We start from the raw sequence: 18,255 nt of genomic DNA, 5'->3' as shown, positions 1-18,255 counted from the left end.
GTATCCGTCCGGTTTTGTCTGATGAGTGATGTACGGATCGGACGACATCGGTACGATTCCCCATCCCGAGGGGCTGTTGTCAGCCGTCCGGAACCGTCGTCACGAACAGCATGCGTTCATCACCCGGAAGGCTGAGGGAGCCCGCCGCCAGGTCGGTCGCGATGCGCACGGAACCGTGCAGCGGATCACCCTCGGCCGCCACCCGCCGCGCGTGCGGCAGCCGCTTCTCCAGCTCCTCCCCGAGCGGTACGACCAAGGGGTCGCCCATCTTCAGCAGGCCGCCGGTGACGGCGATCAGGGGCTCGCCCCGGGACGGGCAGACCGCGGCGGCCGAGTCGGCCATGTGCCGGGCGGCGGCGCGCAGGACGCCCCGGGCGACGGAGTCGCCGTCCGCGCAGGCCGCCACCTCGGGCGCGAAGGAGGCGAGCACGGCGGGACGGTCGGTGCGCGGATACAGCTTGCCGGGCAGTCCCGTGACCGGCCCGAACCGCTCCTCGGCGCGGGCCAGCAGCGGCGCGGAGCCGCCCTCCCGCCCGTCGTGGGCGCGCAACGCCGCCTCCAGGCCGGCCCGTCCGATCCAGGCGCCGCCGCCGCAGTCGCCGAGCAGATGCCCCCAGCCGTCCGCCCGGCGCCAGCGGGTCAGGTCGGTGCCGGTCGCGATCAGACCCGTGCCGGCGGCCACCACGGCTCCGGCGCGGGGGCCGAGGGCGCCCGCGTAGGCGGTGACGGCGTCGGCGACGAGCGCGACCGTGCGCACACCCAGCTCCCGGCCCAGGGCGCCGGGCAGTTCGGCGCGCAGGGCGTCGCCCAGGGTCGCGAGCCCGGCGGCCCCGACCACCACGGTGCCGATCCGGTCCACGCCGGCCTCTTCGGCCAGTGCCCGGGCCATGGGCACCAGCTGGTCCAGCAGGTGCCCGGGTTCGATGCCGCGCACCCCGGTGCGCACGGGCTCCCGCGACGCACGCCGCCCCAGCGGACCGCGTCCGCCCTCGCCGGCGGTGCCGACGACGACGCGGAGCCCGGAACCACCGGAGTCCACGGCCAGGAAACCGGAACCGGCCGCCGTGCCGGGCGCAGGACGCACCGCGTTCCTCCCTCTCCGATGACCGGCCGGGTGAGCCGTGCGACCGCCGGCCGACGCTGACGAGGAGGAAGAGTAGCGCCCGGTGACGCGGTGGACCCAGGGGGCCGGTCCGCCGGTCCGGACCGTCGGCGTCGGCCAGTAGAGTGAGGCAGCGTGGCACCACGACCGTTGCATGAACTTGTCGAAGCCGGCTGGGCGAAGGCCCTGGACCCGGTCGCCGGACGTATCGCGGGCATGGGCGACTTCCTGCGCGCCGAGGTGGCGGCGGGCCGGACGTATCTCCCGTCGGGGGCGAACGTCCTGCGGGCGTTCCAGCAGCCCTTCGACGACGTACGGGTCCTGATCGTCGGTCAGGACCCCTATCCGACGCCGGGGATGGCGATCGGCCTGAGCTTCGCGGTCTCGCCGGAGGTGCGGTCGCTGCCGGGCAGCCTGGAGAACATCTACCGGGAGATGCACACGGACCTGGGCCTGCCCCGGCCCTCCAACGGTGACCTGACCCCGTGGACCCGTCAGGGCGTGCTGCTGCTGAACCGGGCGCTGACCACGGCCCCGCGCAAGCCGGGGGCCCATCGCGGCAAGGGCTGGGAGGAGGTCACGGAGCAGGCCATCCGTGCCCTCGCCGCGCGCGGCAAGCCGCTGGTGTCCATCCTGTGGGGACGCGACGCACGCAATCTGCGCCCCCTGCTCGACGGCTATCCGGCGATCGAGTCGGCGCACCCCTCGCCGATGTCCGCGGACCGCGGATTCTTCGGCTCCCGCCCGTTCAGCCGGGCCAACGACCTCCTGGCGCAGCAGGGGGCCGAGCCGGTGGACTGGCGCCTGCCGTGACGGTCCGCGGTCAGGCGGGCCGTGGTCGGGCCGTCTCCGCGCCGTACGCGGGTCCGCTCGCCGCCGGGGCCGCGCCCACGGCCCCGGTTCGGACATGACGATCCGCAGGTCTCCGGTGGCCGGCGGAAGCGAGCGCTCGTACACGACGCCGCGGATCGCGGCCGGCAGGGGATGACCCGGCCCGGCCGGCCCGTCACCCGGACCTCCTCCCCGGCCGGAGCGCGGGGGCGGTGAGGTCACCCGACGACCGCGGCCCGCACGCACAGGACGTCCGGCAGGTGGGAGGCCAGCTGCCGCCAGCTGTCGCCGTCGTCCGCCGACGCGAACACCTCGCCGTTGCGGTTGCCGAAGTACACGCCGGCCTGCTCGGCGTCGTCGGTGCTCATCGCGTCGCGCAGCACCGTGCCGTAGTGGTCCTCCTGCGGCAGCCCCGCCGTCAGCGGCTCCCAGCTCCTGCCCGCGTCGGTCGTGCGGAACACCCGGCAGCGGCGATCGGCCGGGACGCGGTCCGCGTCGGCGTTGATCGGGAACACGTACGCGGTGTCGCCGCGGTGCGGGTGGGCGGCCACCGCGAAACCGAACGTGGACGGCAGCCCCTCGCCGATGTCCGTCCAGTGGGCGCCCGCGTCGTCGCTGCGGTACACGCCCCAGTGGTTCTGCAGGTAGAGCCGGTCCGGGGTGGCCGCGTCCCGCGCGACCTTGTGCACGCACTGGCCGAACTCCGGGTTCGGGTCGGGCAGGAACACCGCGGAGACGCCCGAGTTGGACGGAGTCCAGTTCGCGCCGCCGTCGGTGGTGCGGAAGACGCCCGCGGTCGAGACGGCGACCGTCACCGAGCCCGGGTCGCGCCGGTCGGTGAGGACGGTGTGCAGTCCCTCACCGCCGCCGCCCGGCACCCACCGCGACCGTGTGGGGTGTTCCCACAGGGGGCGGACCAGCTCGAAACTCTCCCCGCGGTCCTCCGACCGGTACAGCGCGGCCGGTTCCGTGCCCGCGTACACGACGTCCGGCTCCGCGGCGGACGGGTGCAGCTGCCACACGCGCTCCAGCGAAGCACCCGTGTCCTTGGGGAACCTGACGGCCGGCCGCGCCGGTTCCGTCCAGGTCCGGCCCAGGTCGTCGGAGTGGAACACCGACGGACCCCAGTGCGCGCTGTCGCCGCCGGCCAGCAGACGCGGGGTGCCGCCGCGTGTGTCGACGGCGACCGAGTAGACGGCCTGCGCGTTGAAGTGGGGACTCTCGTCGAACTCCCAGGCGCCGTTGTGCCGGCGCCCGATGAACAGGCCCTTGCGGGTGCCCACGGCGAGCAGTACCTCGGTCATGCCGATCACCTCCGCGGCGTCACCGTCGACGCCTTCGTCCCGGACACCGGCCAGTCTGCACCCGGCCACTGACAGTCACCCCTGGAAAGGGCGTCGCCGCAGGTCGCAGCGGTGGTGTCGGGACCGGCGAGGAGTCCGGAGGCGCGCCGCTCAGTCCTCGCCCGGCAGCGCCCGCCCCAGGATGCCTCCGAGGTCGGCCCCGTCCGGCAGCGTGCCGAAGGCGTGTCCCCAGTCGCCGCCCAGCCGGCTCGCGCAGAAGGCGTCGGCGACGGCGGACGGGGCGTGCCGGACGAGGAGGGACGCCTGGAGGGTGAGGGCCATCAGCTCCACCAGGCGGCGGGCCCCGCTCTCGGACGCCGTGGTCAGCCCCGCCTCCAGCCGGGCCACGGCCGAGTCCAGCCGGGCGTCCGCCCCGCGCGCGAGGGACAGTTCCCCGAAGAGGGCGTGCGCGGTCCGGGGCGAGCGGCCGAGCGCGCGCAGCACGTCGAGGGCGTTGACGTTCCCCGAGCCCTCCCAGATCGACAGCAGCGGCGCCTCGCGGTAGTGGCGGGGCATGCCCGAATCCTCCACGTAACCGTTGCCGCCCAGGCACTCCAGGGCCTCCGCGGTGAACGCGGGGCCCCGCTTGGTCACCCAGTACTTGCCGACGGCGGTGGCGATCCGCCGGAACGCCGCCTCCCCGGCGTCCCCGCGCGCCGCCCGGTCGGCGGCGCCGGCCAGCCGCAGGGTCAGCGTCGTCGCGGCCTCCGACTCCAGCGCCAGATCGGCCAGGACGTTGCGCATCAGCGGCTGGTCGACGAGCCGGGCGCCGAAGGCGCTGCGGTGCCGTACGTGGTGACCGGCCTCGACGAGCGTCTTGCGCATCAGCGTCGCCGACGACATCACGCAGTCCAGCCGGGTGCAGTTGACCATCTCGATGATCGTCTTGACGCCCTGGCCCTCGGGACCCACCAGCCAGGCGACCGTCCCGTCGAACTCGGGCTCCGAGGAGGCGTTGGACCGGTTGCCGAGCTTGTCCTTCAGGCGCTGGACGCGGAAGGTGTTGCGGGTGCCGTCGGGCAGCACGCGCGGCACCAGGAAGCAGGAGAGCCCGCCGGGCGCCTGGGCCAGCACGAGGAACACGTCGCACATCGGCGCCGACGTGAACCACTTGTGCCCGCGCAGCGTGTAGACGCCGGGTTCGGCGGTCGGCGTGGCCGCCGTGGTGTTGGTCCGGACGTCCGAGCCGCCCTGCTTCTCGGTCATCCCCATGCCGGCCAGCAGGCCGCGCTTCTCCGTGGGCGTGCGCAGCCCCGGCTCGTACTCCCGGCTGGTCAGCAGCGGTTCGTAGACCTTCGCCAGCTCCGGCTGCCGGCGCAGCGCGGGGACCGCCGCGTACGTCATCGACGTCGGACAGCCGTGCCCCGCCTCCGTGTGCCCCCACACCAGTCCGCCCGCCGTCCGCGCGACGTGGGCGCCCGGCCGGTCGTCCGCCCAGGCCGACGCGGCGAGGCCCTCGCCGACCGCCACCCGCATCAGGTGGTGCCAGCTCGGGTGGTACTCGACCTCGTCGATCCGGTTGCCGTACCGGTCGTGGGTGCGCAGCACGGGCTCGTGGCGGTTGGCCAGCTCGCCCCACTCCTGCGCCTGGACGCTGCCGGCCCGCAGCCCGAGCCGCCGAAGCTCCTGCTCGGCCCACCCCGCGCCCTCCCGCCGCAGCCCCTCCAGCAGGGCCGCGTCCTCGCAGGCGTCGTACGGCGCCAGGGGAGGGGGCTGGTTGGTGACCTCGTGCGTGGCGTACCCCTGCGGGCCGCCCGCGGTCCCCCCGGACTCGTACGGCTCCTGCGCGCGTGTCGTCATGACCCGAGTGTTGCACTGTCCTCACGGTCGCAGCAATAGTGCAACACTCCGGGCGCGGCACGTACAGTACGTGCGTGTCCCCGCCGATCGACGACCCCGCGCCCTTTGACGAGCCGGTGCCGCGTCCGCTGTCGGCGCGGTCGGTCGTGCTGAGCCTGCTGCTCGGTACGCATCCCCCCGAGCTTCCGGTCAGGGACCTGGTGCGGCTCGTGGAGCGCTTCGACGTCGGCGGGTCCACCGCGCGGGCGGCGCTGAGCCGGATGGTGAGCGCGGGGGACCTGCGGCGCACCGGCACCGGCTACCGGCTGAGCGAGCGGCTCCTCGAACGCCAGCGGCGCCAGGACGAGGCGGTACGCCCGCGCACGCGCGCGTGGGACGGCGACTGGGAGATGGTCGTGATCACCGCGACCGGACGCGGTCCCGCCCGGCGCGCGGAACTGCGCGCCCGGCTCGCCGCGCTGCGCCTGGCCGAGCTGCGCGAGGGGGTGTGGCTGCGTCCCGCCAACCTGAGCCGCCCGCTGCCCGGCGACCTCGACGCGGTGGCCGAGCGGTGCACCGCCCGCCCCGCGCGGCCGGCCCGCGAGCTGGCCGCGGAGCTGTGGCCGCTGGACCCCTGGGCCACGACGGCCCGGGCCCTGCTCACCCGTGTCGAGGGGGCACGGCGGCCGGCCGACCGGCTCACCGCCTTCGCGGCCGTCGTACGGCATCTGCTCGCCGACCCGGTCCTGCCGCCGGAACTCCTGCCGCCCCGCTGGCCGGGCGCGGCCCTGCGCGACGCCTACACGGCCTACCAGCGGGAACAGGCGGGACGGGTCCGGTCGGACGGCTCCTGAGCCCCGCCGGCGCGGACGGCCGGCGCGGCCCCGTGCGGGGGTCGCCTCACACGGCCCAGCCGTACTGGTCCGGCACCCGCACCTCGCCGCCCAGCTCCCGCGCCGCCCGCTGCGCCCACGACGGGTCGCGCAGCAGCTCGCGGCCGAGCAGCACCGCGTCGGCCTCGCCGTTGGCGAGGATCTTCTCCGCCTGCTCGACGTCGGTGATCAGACCGACGGCGGCGACCGGCAGCGAGGTCTCCGCCTTCACGCGCGCGGCGAACGGAACCTGGTAGCCGGGCCCGGTCGGGATGTCCGCCCGGGCGGCGTTGCCACCGGTCGACACGTCGAGGAGGTCGACGCCGTGGGCCTGGAGGTCGCGGGCGAGGCGGACGGTGTCGTCCGGCGTCCAGCCGTCCCCGTCCAGCCAGTCGGTCGCGGAGACGCGGAAGAACAGCGGCTTGTCCTCGGGCCACACCGCGCGTACGGCGTCGACGACCTCGAGGGCGAAGCGGGTGCGGTTCTCGTAGGAGCCGCCGTAGCCGTCGGTGCGGTGGTTGGAGTGGGGCGAGAGGAACTCGTGGATCAGGTACCCGTGGGCGCCGTGGATCTCGACGACCTCGAACCCGGCCGCGAGGGCCCGGCGGGCGGCGTCCGCGAACCGGCCCACGATCTCCTGGATCTGCGCCCCCGTCAGTTCGGCCGGCACCGGGTGCCGCTCGTCGAAGGCCAGCGCGCTGGGTGCCAGCGGCTGCCAGCCGTGCGCGTCCGGACCCACCGGCGCACCGCCCTTCCAGGGCCGGTCGGTCGAGGCCTTGCGGCCGGCGTGGGCGAGCTGGACGGCGGGGACCGTGCCGTGCGCGCGGAGGAAGTCCGTGATCCGGCGGAAGGCCCCGGCCTGGGCGTCGTTCCACAGGCCGAGGTCCTGCGGGGAGATGCGGCCCTCCGGTGAGACGGCCGTGGCCTCGACGACGATCAGGGCGGTGCCGCCCGTCGCGCGTGCGCCGTAGTGCGCGAAGTGCCAGTCGCCGGGAACGCCCGCCGACGGGCCCTCCGGCGCGGCCGAGTACTGGCACATCGGAGGCATCCACACCCGGTGGGGAATGGTGACGTCGCGCAGCTTCAGGGGCTGGAAGAGGGCGCTCATGGGGGCTGCTCCATCTGTCGCGGTGCGGGGAACGTCTCGTACGGTAACTCTCGTAGTACGGCAGATGTCAAACTACGGCGGCCTTCGTACAATGAGAACCCCTCCCGCATCGCTCCCGAGCGGTGGGACCTCCCGGACGAACTGGAGCCGCCGTGACCCCCGCCACCGCCGTCAGCAGCCGTGACCTGCCGCATCCGGCGCGCGCGGAGATCCGGCTGGAGGGCGTGCTGCACGCCCTGTCCGATCCGATGCGGCTGCGGATCGTGCGGGATCTCGCCGCCGGCAGCGACGAACTCTTCTCCTGTTCGTACTTCGACCTGCCCGTCACCAAGTCGACCACCACCCACCACTTCCGCGTGCTGCGCGAGAGCGGGGTGATCCGGCAGACCTACCGGGGCACGGCCAAGATGAACGGGCTGCGCAGGGACGACCTGGAAGCCCTCTTCCCCGGGCTCCTCGACGTCCTCCTGGCCGCGGCCGACCGCCAGGCCGCCCGTCTCGGCGCCGGCTGACCGCACGCGGATGCGCTGACGGGGTGCCGCCCGAGGGGGCGGGCGCGTGTGTCGTCCGTTCGGGATGTGATCGTGCGGTTACGTTGCGGTGGTGCTCGAAGCATCCTTTGTTGATCGTTCTCTTCAGCTTTCCGATCGCTGTCCGGACGACGGTGAGGTGTCCGTGCGGCACACATGGGCGGTGCGGGAGGGGGGCGCGACCACGTCGTGGTTCGACGTCCGCTGGACGTTCGCCGACGGCGCCCGCATCGACGCGCTCGCCGTGCTCCGCGACGACGGGGTCCGCGTCGAGGACGTACGGGCCGAACCGGCCCTGTCCCTCGACGACCTGTCCGTGCTCGCCGAGTGGCTGGAGAACCCGCTCTTCGAGGCCTGTGTGCGGCCCTCCGCGGCCCGCCCCCCGGCCGTGCCGCGACGGACCCGTCCCGCCGGGCCGGGCGGCGGGGAGGAGCGCCGGCTCGTCGCGCGGGAGTACCGGGCGGCCCGGGAGGAGGGCGCCGACCCGGTCCTCGCGGTGATGCGCGCGACCGGGCACAGCCGGAGCAGGTCGCTCAGGCTGATCGGCCGGGCGCGCGACGAAGGCCTGTTGCCCCCTCGCCGCGCACGACGCTGAACACCCGCCCGCCGACGAGCCGTCAGAGCATCCCGCGCATCCGCACGATCTCGCTCGTCTGCTGGGCGACCACGTCGTCGGCCATCTCCTCGATCTGCACGTTGTTGCCCTGCGACTTCACGTCCGTGGCCATGGTGATCGCCCCCTCGTGATGGGTGATCATCAGGGTGAGGAAGAGCCGGTCGAAGGCCTTGCCGTCCGCCGCGCGCAACTGTCCGAGCTGTGCCTCGGTCGCCATTCCCGGCATCGCGGCATGGTCGTGCCCGCCGCCCGTCTCCCGTTGGCCGTGGGACGTCAGCCAGCCCTTCATCGCCGTGATCTCCGGTCCCTGCGCGGCGGAGATGCGTTCGGCGAGTTTCTTCACCTGCCCGGACCCGGCGTGCTCCGGCGCGAGTCCGGTCATCTCCAGCGCCTGGGCGTGGTGCCGGATCATCATCCGCGCGTAGGCGACGTCCGCCGAGTTGGGGGAGTCGTCGTCGGTGCGCTGCCGCTCGGCCTCCTCGGCCGAGAGCGTCCGGTTGGCCCCGCCGGGCTCGCCCGGAACGATCACCGAAGGCCCGGCCGCCGCCGACGACTCGGTCTCCGGAGCGGAGTCGCAGGCCCCGAGCCCGAGCGCGGCCAGTGCGGTCAGCGACGCCGTGACGAGCGATGCGCGGATCGGCGTGGGACGGATGGGCACGACAACCTCCTGTGGCCGGGGCGCCCCTCCGGGGGAGGGGCGCGGAACACCTCACGGGCGCGATGACCGTCCTAGCACGCCTTCGCGCGCCGCCGATCGGGGAACTTCATTACGTGTTTGTTGACCCCTGTTGGTATGTGCATGGCGAAGACGATACTGCGGGATGCGCGAACCGTTCCGACGGGAACGGACGCAGGGAGGAAACAGTGATCCTGTTGAGCGACCCGCGAACGCGGCGCAGACGCCTGGGAGCCGCGGCAGCCGCCGCCGGACTCGTGGCCGCGCTGCTCACGACCGTCCCGGCCGCGGCGACCCCCGACCCGGGGGACGGTGCGGCCACGTCGAAGGAAGTGTCCTCGAGCGCGCGCGCCGAGGCGCGCGACGCCATCGCGAGCGGCGAGATACCCGGCCAGGACGAGATCGTCCACTCCGGCAACATCCGGCACCTGGCCAACATCCCGAAGGACGCGCTGCCCGGCTTCAACACCGACCTGGCCTTCCAGGGCAAGTACGCCTTCGCCGGCAACTACGACGGCTTCCGCATCTTCGACATCAGCAACCCGAAGAAGCCGAGGACCGTCGCCCAGGTCCTGTGCCCGGGAGCGCAGAACGACGTCTCGGTCTCCGGCGACCTGCTGTTCCTGTCGACCGACTCCTCGCGCAGCGACAGCAGTTGCAACAGCACCACCCAGCCCGCGACGGAGAAGTCGTCCTGGGAGGGCATGAAGGTCTTCGACATCAGCGACAAGCGCAACCCGAAGTACGTCGCCGCCGTCGAGACCGCCTGCGGCTCGCACACCCACACGCTGGTGCCCGAGCGCAGGAACGTCTACGTGTACGTCTCCTCGTACTCGCCGAACGCGGCCTACCCCGACTGCCGGCCGCCGCACGACGGCATCTCGGTCATCAAGGTGCCGCGCGACGCACCCGAGCGGGCGGCGGTCGTGAACTTCCCGGTGCTGTTCCCGGGCGAGGGTCCCGACGGCGGCGGCAACCCGGGCGGTCCCACCAACCCGGGCGTCTCCAAGACCACCGGCTGCCACGACCTGACGGTCCTGCCCTCGAAGGACCTGGCCGCGGGCGCCTGCATGGGCGACGGCATCCTGTTCTCCATCGAGGACCCCGAGCACCCGAAGGTCATCGACCGGGTCCAGGACAACGTCAACTTCGCCTTCTGGCACTCGGCGACCTTCAACCAGAAGGCGGACAAGGTCGTCTTCACCGACGAGCTGGGCGGGGGCGGCGCGCCCACCTGCAACGCGAAGATCGGCCCGAACCGCGGCGCCGACGGCATCTACGACATCGTCGGCAAGGGCGACCACCGCAAGCTGGTCTTCCGCAGCTACTTCAAGATCCCCCGTCACCAGGCGGACACCGAGAACTGCGTCGCCCACAACGGCTCGCTGATCCCGGTCGAGGGCAAGGACCTCATGGTCCAGGCCTGGTACCAGGGCGGCGTCTCCGTGTGGGACTTCACCGACTCCTCCCGCCCGAAGGAGATCGCCTACTTCGAGCGCGGCCCGCTGAGCACCGACTCGCTCGCCACGGCCGGATCGTGGTCGGCGTACTACTACAACGGCCACATCTACTCGAACGACATCGCCAAGGGCTTCGACGTCCTGAAGCTCAGCGACCGGCGCACCGACCCGGCCCAGCGGGTCCACCTGCGCGAGCTCAACGTGCAGACGCAGCCGGACTACTTCGACTGATCCGTCGAATCCGTCCGTCCCGCCGGACCGGCCGGCGGCGGGCACCCGGGTGCCGCGCCGGTCGCGAAGAACCGCGACAGATCCGTGTCGCACGTCCCGCCGGGCGCCCCGGCGTCCGGCGGGACACCCAGTTCCCAGTCCAGCCGGTAGCGCTCGAACAGCTCGGCGCGCAGCACCGGCACGGGCATCGGCGCCCCGGGCACCAGGGCGGCGAAGACGGCGCCCATCAGCAGCGCGCGCAGCATCGGATAGTCGCTGTCGACGTCCCGGGAGCCGTGCCGGGCCGCGGTGTCCCGCAGCAGTTCGGCCAGCCGCCGCTGCTCGGGGCACGGCACGAACCCCTCGGCCTGGAGCAGGCCCGCCATGTGCTGGCGCATCAGCACCGGCCGGTCCCGGGCGAGCCCCAGGATCGCGTCGATGGCCCGCGCCATCCGCTCCCGGCCCTCGGCGGTGCGCGGCTCGCGCTCCAGGGCCTCCTCGAGCGTGCGGTGCATCAGCCGGTGCACCGCGGACTGCACCAGCTGGCGCTTGCCGGGGAAGTAGTACGAGACCAGACCGCGTGCCGACCCCGCCCGGTCGGCGATGTCGCCGAGCGTGGTCGCGTCGTACCCGTGCTCTCCGACCAGCTCCACCGCGGCCTGCAGGAGCCGCTCCTTCGAACGCCTCCGCAACTCTTCATTGACCGAGGCGCTGCGCGGGGACATGCTGTACTCCTGCGTTGACTGGCTGCCAGCCAACTATACTCGGCGCAGGCGGACCGGCCCTCGGCGGGGTCCGTCCGGCTACCGTCTGTCCTGGGCGACACGGGGGATCGTCCAGGACGGGCGGTCACATCGATGGTTGCCTTGGGCTACGGCGTCCCCGGTTCCCGTGGCGGCGCGTCACCGCGCCGTCAGCTCCGCGGGACGTCCTTGACGAACACGATGCCGTCGCTGCCCGCCAGGTGGGCCGGGTCGAGCGGGGCGTAGCCGAACCAGGGGGACACGCGGGGCGCGGGCGGGGCGTCGCCGAGGGCGCCGGCCAGCCGCGAGGCGTCCACGACGCAGCGGTCCCGGGGGAGGGCGTACAGGAGTCCTTCGACGGTGTCCGGCGGCGGCGTGTCCACCCCCCGGTGCCGGATCGTGCCGAGGGCCGTGGCCACGAAGGCGTACTCCTCACCGAGCCGGGCGCCCACCAGCGCCCCGGCGCTCCACCACTCCACCGGCCCCTCCCACATCCGCACCGTGCTCTTCTCCCGCTGGAGGTGGGAGTTGTGGGCGTGGACGAGTGCCGGGCCCCGTTCGGCGAGCGCGAGGAGGTTGTGGGCCATCATCTGCGCCCGCACGGCCAGCAGGCGGGACATGCGGGCCGGGGAGGCGTCGGCCATCCAGCGGTGGTAGCGCAGCAGGCCGGTCGCCGTGCGCGCGTACAGGCACGCCCGGTCCCAGTCGTCCCGCGCGGCCGCCGTGCTCAGCTGCGGCATCTGCGTGTCGAGCAGCGCCGCCAGGTCGTCCGCCAGCAGCCGCAGCCGGACGGCCTCGGCCGACCGGCCCACGGACCTGGCCGGGTCCGTCATCGCGGCGGGATCGGTCCACCGCTCGTCGGCGCCGAGCAGGCGGTCGAGCGTCTCCCCGGTGCAGGGGAGCAGGTCCGCGTCCACCCGGGCCGCGAGGAAGCCGTGGAGGGCGGTGAGGGCCTGCCGCGGGCTCGCGGCACCGGTGATCTCCAGCGGACCGTCGAAACCGGCGAAGCGGATCCGCTCGGACACGGGCCGGCCGTCGTTGTGGGCGCGCATCCAGCGCACGAGCTCGCGGTTGGCCGCGGACGCGCCCCATCCGTGACTGATCCCGTGCTCCACGACCTCGTCCAGGGAGCCGGTGCCCGATGTGACGTAGTCGTCCACGGCCAGGGCCGCCATGCAGTCGCTCTCGATCGCGACCGTCCGGTAGCCCTCCTCCTCGACGAGCTGCCGGAACAGCTCGTTGCGCAGGCGGAGCAGGGCGTCCTCGCCGTGGGTGGGCTCGCCCAGCGCGAGGAGCCGCGGCCCGGCCGGGAGCAGCCCCATGAGGGCGGCGGCCTCGACGGCATGGACGCCGTCCTTGATGTCAGTAGCCATGGATTCCACCGTATCGTTGAACCTTCGGTGGAGACTTTCGCGCGATATCTTCGGCTCCATGGGGCGAAACCTTCAAAACGGTGAGCGGCTCAGGCCGGTCGATCTCGCGCGTGGGCACGGTCTGTCCACCCAGGCGATCAGGAACTACGAGGAGGCGGGCATCCTCCCGGCCGCCGCACGCACGCCCCACGGCCACCGCACCTACACCCCGCTGCACGCGGCGGCCCTGCGCGCGTTCCTGGCCCTGGTGCCCGGCCACGGCCACCGGACGGCGACGTCGATCATGCGGGCCGTGAACCGGGGCGCGGACGACGAGGCGTTCCGCCTCGTCGACGAGAGCCACGCCCAGCTCCTCGGCGACCGGCGGACCCTCCGGGCCGTGGAGGGCGCCCTGCGCGACCTGGAGTCCGCCCCTGTGCCCGGGCCCGCGGCGGTGTCCGGGCCCGGCGGCACGTTCATCGGGCCGCTGGCACGCAAGCTCGGGATCCGGCCCGCGACGCTGCGCAAGTGGGAGCGCGCCGGGCTGGTGCGCCCGCGCCGCGACCCGCGGACCGGCTACCGCGTCTTCGACGAGGCCGACGTACGGGACGCCCGGCTGGCCCACCAGCTCAGGCGGGGCGGCTACCTGCTGGAGCAGATCGCCCCGCTGATCGCCCAGGTGCGGGCGGCCGGCGGTCTGGAGCCGCTGGAGGGCGCGCTGGGCGACTGGCACGGCCGGCTGTCCGCCCGCGGGAGGGCGATGCTGACCGGAGCCGCCGAGCTGGACGCGTACCTGCGCAGGCGCGGATGAGACCCCGGGCGGATCAGCGCACCGGGGCCGGCACCGCCCGCAGCGCGTCGGGCCGTTCGGCCACCGGCAGGTGGTCCACGAAGTGCACGCCGCATCCGAGGGCCGCCGCACCGCCGTCCACCCGCCGGTCGTCGCCGACCATCAGCGTCCGCTCCGGCTCGACGCCGAGTTCCGCGCAGGCGAGCGCGAACAGCCGGGGATCGGGCTTGCGGATGCCGTGCTCGTACGACAGGACGTACGTGTCGACGTACCGGTCGAGGCCGTGCTCGCGGAAGACCGGGCGCAGGTCCCAGCCGATGGTGCTGACCACTCCCACGGCGACCCCCTGCTCGCGCAGCGCGCCCAGCACCTCGGCGGCGTCGGGACAGGGGCTCCACGCCTCCGGCGTCATGTGCCGGTCGTACAGCGCGTCGTGCAGCCCGGGATCGGGCAGCGGCACCTGGCGGGACAGCCCGGTGTACGCCGCCCGGTGCGACGCGGAGCTCTCGTCCCGGACCTCCCGCACCCCGGCGAGTTCCTCGGGCACCCGCAGCGGAGGCGTTCCGCCCGGCAGCGCGCCGGCCGCCCGGAGCGCCCGGGCGGTCTTCGCCGGCTCGGGGCCGGACAGCACCGCATCCCGGGCTTCCAGCACCACGCGCAGTCAGGTGTCGGTGGATCCGACGCGGAAGAGGATCCCGGAGAAGTCGAACAGGACGGCGGCCAGGGGCGGATCCCAAGGGGCCGCGCGGCGCCGGCGCACCGCCCCCGTGCTCACCGCACCCACCGGCCGTGGGCGAACACGGCGACGGCCACCACCAGCGCGCCCAGGAGCCACCCCCCGACGACGTCCGTCGTCCAGTGGACGCCCAGCCACACCCGGGTCACGCCGACGCCGGCCACGGAGACCACCGCCGCTGTCAGCGCGGCCAGGCGCGGACCGCGGGCGGCGCCGTGGTGGTGGAGCAGCCACACCAGCAGACCGCACACGAAGGCGGCGGTCATGGCGTGGCCCGAGGGAAAGGCCGCGAAGTGCGCGGAGTCCACGGGATCGGGCCAGACGGGGCGGGCGCGGTCCACCGCGGCCTTCAGGAGCTGTTGCAGCAGGCTGCCCAGCGCACAGGCCGCCGCCAGCCACACGGCCGTCCGCCGGTCCCCACGCCCCCACCACAGCCACACCACCACCCCCGCGCACAGCAGGCGCATCGTCCACGGGTCCCACACCCAGTCGGTGAGGACGCGCATGACGTGCGTGACGCCCGTCTCGTCGACCGCCCAGCGGTGTGTGGTCCGCGAGACGGCCTCGTCCCAGCCGGTCAACGGGCGCCATTCCGCGGCGACCAGGACGATCAGCACCATGGAGGACAGGGCCAGGGCCCAGGCCGTGCGGACGACCGCACGCTGCTGCGGCGGACGGGGCGGGGATGCGACGGGCGGCGAGTGCATGCTGCGATACTCGCCGACACGGGGTGCGGGAGGCCACCTTCTCCCGTAAGTGTCCGCCCGGTCCGAGGAGTTGCGCACCCGCTGGGGCGCGCGACGTCCGCCGCCACGGAACCGGCACCGAGCGACTCCGCCCCCGCCGTCGCCGGGCTCACCCTCGCCCGCGAATCCCCCGGCCCGGCCGCCGGACCGGTCTCGGCCCGGCCGCCCGCGCCGCCGAGCCCGGTCCCCCTCCGAAGAGCCGGACACCGCGAGGATCCGGTCCGGCCCCCGGGAAGGAACCGCGGCGGCCTTGGTGGGGCAGGCCCGAGAGCGGCAGGCCGCGGACATCAGGGGTGCGGACGCTGCGGGGGTCCCGCGGGCGCCGGGCGTTCACATGGTCAGCAGCATGCCCAGCATCGCGATCCCCATCGACAGCCGGCACGCCCGTGCCAGCTCCGGCCGGTCGCCCCACCCGGCCGCCGGGCCGCCGCCGGCCACGGTCGCGACGGGTATCAGACGCACGCCGGTCAGCAGCACGTACCCGGTGAAGTAGAGCAGCAGCGCCCCGGTCAGCAGCGGGACCCCGGAACCGCCGTGCCCGTGGCCGTGCCCGTGCGCGCCGGCGGGGGTGCCCGCCATCACCACCGCCATGTAGACCATGGCCGCGGCCCCGACGAGATGGTGCAGGTGGTGCCGGGACGAGCGGGCCGCCCACAGCGCGCGCAGCCCGGCGCCGCCGAACACCACCGCGTAGGCGGGCCACGCCCACGGGGGCGGGGTGAACACCGCCGCGGGCACGGCCATGGCGGCCATGCCGAATCCCATGAGGGCCTCACCGCCGGCCGCGCGGCGCTGCTCCTCGACGTCGCTGCGCATCCGCAGCAGGCAGTAGGCCCCGGTCGCCGCGCACAGCGCGACCAGCAGCCAGCCGGACGATGCCGGTCCGTGCACACGCACCTCCCCGCTCGACGCTCGACGGTCGGTCAAGGCCTGCCCGGGCGACGCGGTGCGCACGCGAGCGCAAGGGAGTGCACAGGGGGCATTCGGCGGAGCACGGAGGGTCGGGGCAGGTCACAGGCGGGCGTGTGTGACCGGAGAGTCATCTTTCACTAGTAAAACACCTGTTAAACTACATTCCATGAGCAGTGCGACCCCCACCCCCGGCGCCTCACTCGGCCGCCGCCTGTCCCTGACCGGCGTGCTGCGGCTGCGCCGTCCCTCCGAGATCTGGTTCAAGCCCGCCCTCAGCTCGGTCGCCGCCATCGCCCCGCCCAACCTGATCCTGCTGGCGCTCGGCCGGCTCGACCTCGCGATGTACACGATGGCCGGCTCCCTGTGCGCGCTCTACGCCCACAACCGCCCCTACGCCGCCCGGGCCCGCACCCTGGCGTGGGTGGTGCTCGGCATGCTCGGCGGCGTCGCCGTCGCCCTGGTCGCCGCCTCGCTCACCCGCAACGCCGTCGTCCTCGTCACCGTCGGCGCCCTCCTGGCCGCCGTGCAGAAGACGCTGTGCGACGCCACCCGCGTCGGCCCGCCGGGCAACGTGGTCCTCACCTTCATCAGCTCCGCCTCCCTCTTCGTCCCGCAGACCCTCGGCCAGGTCCCCGGCCACCTGGCGCTGGGCGCCGCGGCCGGCGCCTGGGCCTGGCTCGTCGGCATGGCGCCCGCCCTGGTCCGCCCGCACGGCCCCGAACGCCGCGCCACCGCCCAGGCCCTGAACGCCGCCGCCGCGTACGCCGACACCCGCGGCACCGGCGACGGCCGCGCCCCGGCCCGCGCCGCCGGGTACGCCGCCGTCCAGGCCGCCTGGCAGACCCTGCTCTCCCTGCCCGCCACCGGCGCCCGCGCCACCACCCGGCACGCCCTGGAGCGCCTCGTCGTCCGCGCCGAGGTCGCGCTCGCCGCACCCGCCGACGCGGATCCGGAGCGGCTGCGCGGCTGGGCCCGCGCCCTGCGCGGCACCGGGCGCATACCCCGCACCGCCGACCCCCGCGCCGACGCCTCGGCCACCGAGGAACTGCTGGGCGTGGACGCCGAGCTCGCCGCCCGCCCCGCGCCCCTGTGGCAGCGGCTCGGCCCGCTCGCCCCCATCGCCGTGCGCACCGCCCTCGGCTGCGCGCTGGCCGGCTACGCCTCCCTGGCGCTCGGCATCGGCCGCCCCTACTGGGCGCTGGTCACCGCCGCCGCCCTCTACCAGGCCAACCTGACCCTGACCTGGGGCCGGGCCGTCCAGCGCGTCGTCGGCAACCTCGCCGGAGTACTGCTGTTCGCCGCCGTCGCGCCGCTCGCCCACCTGGGGCAGATCCTCCTCGTCCTGCTCTGCCTCGCCCTCAACTTCGGCGCCGAGGCCCTCATCACCCGCAACTACTGGCTCGGCACCGTCTGCGTGACCCCGATGGCCCTGCTCATCACCGAGTTCCCCGGCTACCAGGCGCCCGGCGAGCTGATCACCGAACGGGTGGTGGACACCCTCGTCGGCGCCCTGGTGGGCTTCCTCGCGGCCGTCGTCGTCACCAACCGGCGCGCCGGCGACCGCGTCGAGCGGGCGGTGACCGCCGGCGACCGCGCCCGCGAGCACGCCGCCCGCCTCCTCACGGAGCCCGAGCCCGCGCCCGGCGCCCTGGACGCGGCCCGCCGTGGCCTGGCCGCCGCCCTGACCGACCTGCGCGCCACGGCCGACGCCGCGGCCGGCGAGTGGTGGCAGCGCGCCCTGCCCCAGGAGAGGGTCGTGCTCGCCGAGCAGGCCGGACACCGTACGCTCGCCGCAACGGTGCGACGCCAGGCAGCGCGTGCGGACCGGGACACGGGCACGAGAACGGAGGGCGTACGGCCATGACCGCAATCGACGGGGGCCCGGCGACCGGGAGCAGCGCGACCGGCGGACCGGGCGGACCGGGCGGACCAGGAGGGGACACCGTCGCCGCCGTCGTCCGGCAGTGGCGGGCCGTCCACCCCGACCTCGACACCGGCCCCATGGAGATCATCGGCCGCATCAACCGCTGTGCCGCCCTCCTCCAGCAGGCCGAGGACGCCCCACTGCGCCGGGCGGGCCTCAGTCGCGCCGAGTTCGACCTGCTCGGCGCGCTGCGCCGCACCGGACACGAGCTGACCCCCGGTGAGCTGGCCCGCGAGACCTTCTCCTCCGGCGCGGCCGTCACCAAGCGCCTCAAGCAGCTCACCGAGCGCGCTCTGGTGGAGCGGCGCGGCGACACCCGCGACCGCCGGGTCGCCCACGTCCGCCTCACCGACGCCGGACGCGATCTGGTCGACGGCCTGCTGCCCGAGCAGCTCGCCTACGAGTCGGCCGTCCTGTCCGGCGTCGACGCGTCCGAGCTGGACGACCTGGCCGCGCTCCTCGGGGCGCTGCTGGGCCGGCTGGAGGGCCGCCTGGACGCGCTGCGGATCTGACGCCCCGTGCGGT

General features: G+C 74.5%; 18 protein-coding genes. 8 read left to right on the top strand and 10 right to left on the bottom strand.

The window, feature by feature from the left end; genetic code table 11:
* Window positions 1-79: 79 nt before the first annotated feature.
* Window positions 80-1,084, bottom strand: a complete 1,005-nt coding sequence (locus ACZ4V6_RS10890) for an N-acetylglucosamine kinase (RefSeq protein ID WP_467824999.1) — start codon at window positions 1,082-1,084, stop codon at window positions 80-82.
* 153 nt (window positions 1,085-1,237) lie between these two features.
* Here ACZ4V6_RS10890 and ACZ4V6_RS10885 point away from each other — a divergent pair, with 153 nt between their 5' ends.
* A complete protein-coding gene (locus ACZ4V6_RS10885; RefSeq protein ID WP_189231322.1) occupies window positions 1,238-1,915 on the top strand; it encodes a uracil-DNA glycosylase in 678 nt (225 codons plus the stop codon).
* Window positions 1,916-2,151: 236 nt separating this feature from the next.
* On the opposite strand, the gene ACZ4V6_RS10880 is transcribed toward ACZ4V6_RS10885, so the two are convergent.
* Both ACZ4V6_RS10880 and ACZ4V6_RS10875 read right to left on the bottom strand, forming a co-directional pair.
* Complete coding sequence (locus tag ACZ4V6_RS10880) at window positions 2,152-3,306, bottom strand: WD40/YVTN/BNR-like repeat-containing protein (RefSeq protein WP_467824996.1); 1,155 nt, start codon at window positions 3,304-3,306, stop codon at window positions 2,152-2,154.
* An 81-nt stretch (window positions 3,307-3,387) separates the two neighbouring features.
* Window positions 3,388-5,076, bottom strand: a complete 1,689-nt coding sequence (locus ACZ4V6_RS10875; protein ID WP_467824994.1) for an acyl-CoA dehydrogenase family protein — start codon at window positions 5,074-5,076, stop codon at window positions 3,388-3,390.
* A gap of 74 nt (window positions 5,077-5,150) precedes the next feature.
* Here ACZ4V6_RS10875 and ACZ4V6_RS10870 point away from each other — a divergent pair, with 74 nt between their 5' ends.
* Window positions 5,151-5,909 (top strand): PaaX family transcriptional regulator C-terminal domain-containing protein, encoded by a 759-nt coding sequence (locus tag ACZ4V6_RS10870; RefSeq protein WP_467824992.1) that lies wholly within the window; start codon window positions 5,151-5,153, stop codon window positions 5,907-5,909.
* 46 nt (window positions 5,910-5,955) lie between these two features.
* Here the strand turns inward: ACZ4V6_RS10870 and ACZ4V6_RS10865 are convergent, their stop codons facing one another.
* Window positions 5,956-7,035: an NADH:flavin oxidoreductase/NADH oxidase gene (locus ACZ4V6_RS10865; protein WP_467824989.1), complete on the bottom strand. Its 1,080-nt coding sequence runs from the start codon at window positions 7,033-7,035 to the stop codon at window positions 5,956-5,958.
* 152 nt (window positions 7,036-7,187) lie between these two features.
* Between ACZ4V6_RS10865 and ACZ4V6_RS10860 the strand changes: the two genes are divergently transcribed.
* Together ACZ4V6_RS10860 and ACZ4V6_RS10855 are read left to right on the top strand one after the other, a co-directional pair.
* Entirely contained in the window at window positions 7,188-7,547 is a 360-nt protein-coding gene (locus ACZ4V6_RS10860) for an ArsR/SmtB family transcription factor (RefSeq protein ID WP_467824987.1), read from the top strand.
* Between the two features lie 157 nt (window positions 7,548-7,704).
* Window positions 7,705-8,160 (top strand): DUF6214 family protein, encoded by a 456-nt coding sequence (locus ACZ4V6_RS10855; protein ID WP_467824984.1) that lies wholly within the window; start codon window positions 7,705-7,707, stop codon window positions 8,158-8,160.
* A gap of 22 nt (window positions 8,161-8,182) precedes the next feature.
* On the opposite strand, the gene ACZ4V6_RS10850 is transcribed toward ACZ4V6_RS10855, so the two are convergent.
* Window positions 8,183-8,839 (bottom strand): DUF305 domain-containing protein, encoded by a 657-nt coding sequence (locus tag ACZ4V6_RS10850; RefSeq protein WP_467824981.1) that lies wholly within the window; start codon window positions 8,837-8,839, stop codon window positions 8,183-8,185.
* A 206-nt stretch (window positions 8,840-9,045) separates the two neighbouring features.
* Between ACZ4V6_RS10850 and ACZ4V6_RS10845 the strand changes: the two genes are divergently transcribed.
* The gene (locus ACZ4V6_RS10845; RefSeq protein WP_467824978.1) at window positions 9,046-10,548 is read left to right on the top strand and encodes an LVIVD repeat-containing protein; all 1,503 of its coding nucleotides are present in this window, start codon (window positions 9,046-9,048) and stop codon (window positions 10,546-10,548) included.
* Here ACZ4V6_RS10845 and ACZ4V6_RS10840 read toward each other — a convergent pair.
* Window positions 10,536-11,252 (bottom strand): TetR/AcrR family transcriptional regulator, encoded by a 717-nt coding sequence (locus ACZ4V6_RS10840; protein WP_467824976.1) that lies wholly within the window; start codon window positions 11,250-11,252, stop codon window positions 10,536-10,538. The two genes, ACZ4V6_RS10845 and ACZ4V6_RS10840, sit on opposite strands and share 13 nt — an antisense overlap.
* A gap of 188 nt (window positions 11,253-11,440) precedes the next feature.
* Complete coding sequence (locus tag ACZ4V6_RS10835) at window positions 11,441-12,643, bottom strand: erythromycin esterase family protein (protein ID WP_467824973.1); 1,203 nt, start codon at window positions 12,641-12,643, stop codon at window positions 11,441-11,443.
* 58 nt (window positions 12,644-12,701) lie between these two features.
* Here ACZ4V6_RS10835 and ACZ4V6_RS10830 point away from each other — a divergent pair, with 58 nt between their 5' ends.
* Window positions 12,702-13,433 carry a TioE family transcriptional regulator gene (locus tag ACZ4V6_RS10830; RefSeq protein ID WP_467824971.1) on the top strand — a complete coding sequence of 244 codons (732 nt, stop codon included), beginning with the start codon at window positions 12,702-12,704 and terminating at the stop codon, window positions 13,431-13,433.
* Between the two features lie 13 nt (window positions 13,434-13,446).
* Here the strand turns inward: ACZ4V6_RS10830 and ACZ4V6_RS10825 are convergent, their stop codons facing one another.
* From ACZ4V6_RS10825 to ACZ4V6_RS10815, 3 genes are all read right to left on the bottom strand, one after another.
* Window positions 13,447-14,073, bottom strand: coding sequence for an HAD-IA family hydrolase (locus ACZ4V6_RS10825; RefSeq protein WP_467825616.1), 627 nt, complete (start codon window positions 14,071-14,073; stop codon window positions 13,447-13,449).
* A 110-nt stretch (window positions 14,074-14,183) separates the two neighbouring features.
* Window positions 14,184-14,855 (bottom strand): phosphatase PAP2 family protein, encoded by a 672-nt coding sequence (locus ACZ4V6_RS10820; protein WP_467824969.1) that lies wholly within the window; start codon window positions 14,853-14,855, stop codon window positions 14,184-14,186.
* A gap of 369 nt (window positions 14,856-15,224) precedes the next feature.
* Window positions 15,225-15,785, bottom strand: coding sequence for a DUF5134 domain-containing protein (locus ACZ4V6_RS10815; protein WP_467824966.1), 561 nt, complete (start codon window positions 15,783-15,785; stop codon window positions 15,225-15,227).
* A 187-nt stretch (window positions 15,786-15,972) separates the two neighbouring features.
* On the opposite strand from ACZ4V6_RS10815, the gene ACZ4V6_RS10810 reads away from it, so the two are divergent.
* Both ACZ4V6_RS10810 and ACZ4V6_RS10805 read left to right on the top strand, forming a co-directional pair.
* Complete coding sequence (locus ACZ4V6_RS10810) at window positions 15,973-17,670, top strand: FUSC family protein (protein ID WP_467824963.1); 1,698 nt, start codon at window positions 15,973-15,975, stop codon at window positions 17,668-17,670.
* Complete coding sequence (locus ACZ4V6_RS10805) at window positions 17,667-18,242, top strand: MarR family winged helix-turn-helix transcriptional regulator (protein WP_467824961.1); 576 nt, start codon at window positions 17,667-17,669, stop codon at window positions 18,240-18,242. Before ACZ4V6_RS10810 ends, ACZ4V6_RS10805 begins: the two co-directional genes overlap by 4 nt.
* Window positions 18,243-18,255: the final 13 nt, after the last annotated feature.

This window comes from Streptomyces sp. NPDC029152 (assembly GCF_055564355.1).
Note: the sequence above shows the minus strand (reverse complement) of the source record. Positions and strands in the feature narration are given on the sequence as shown.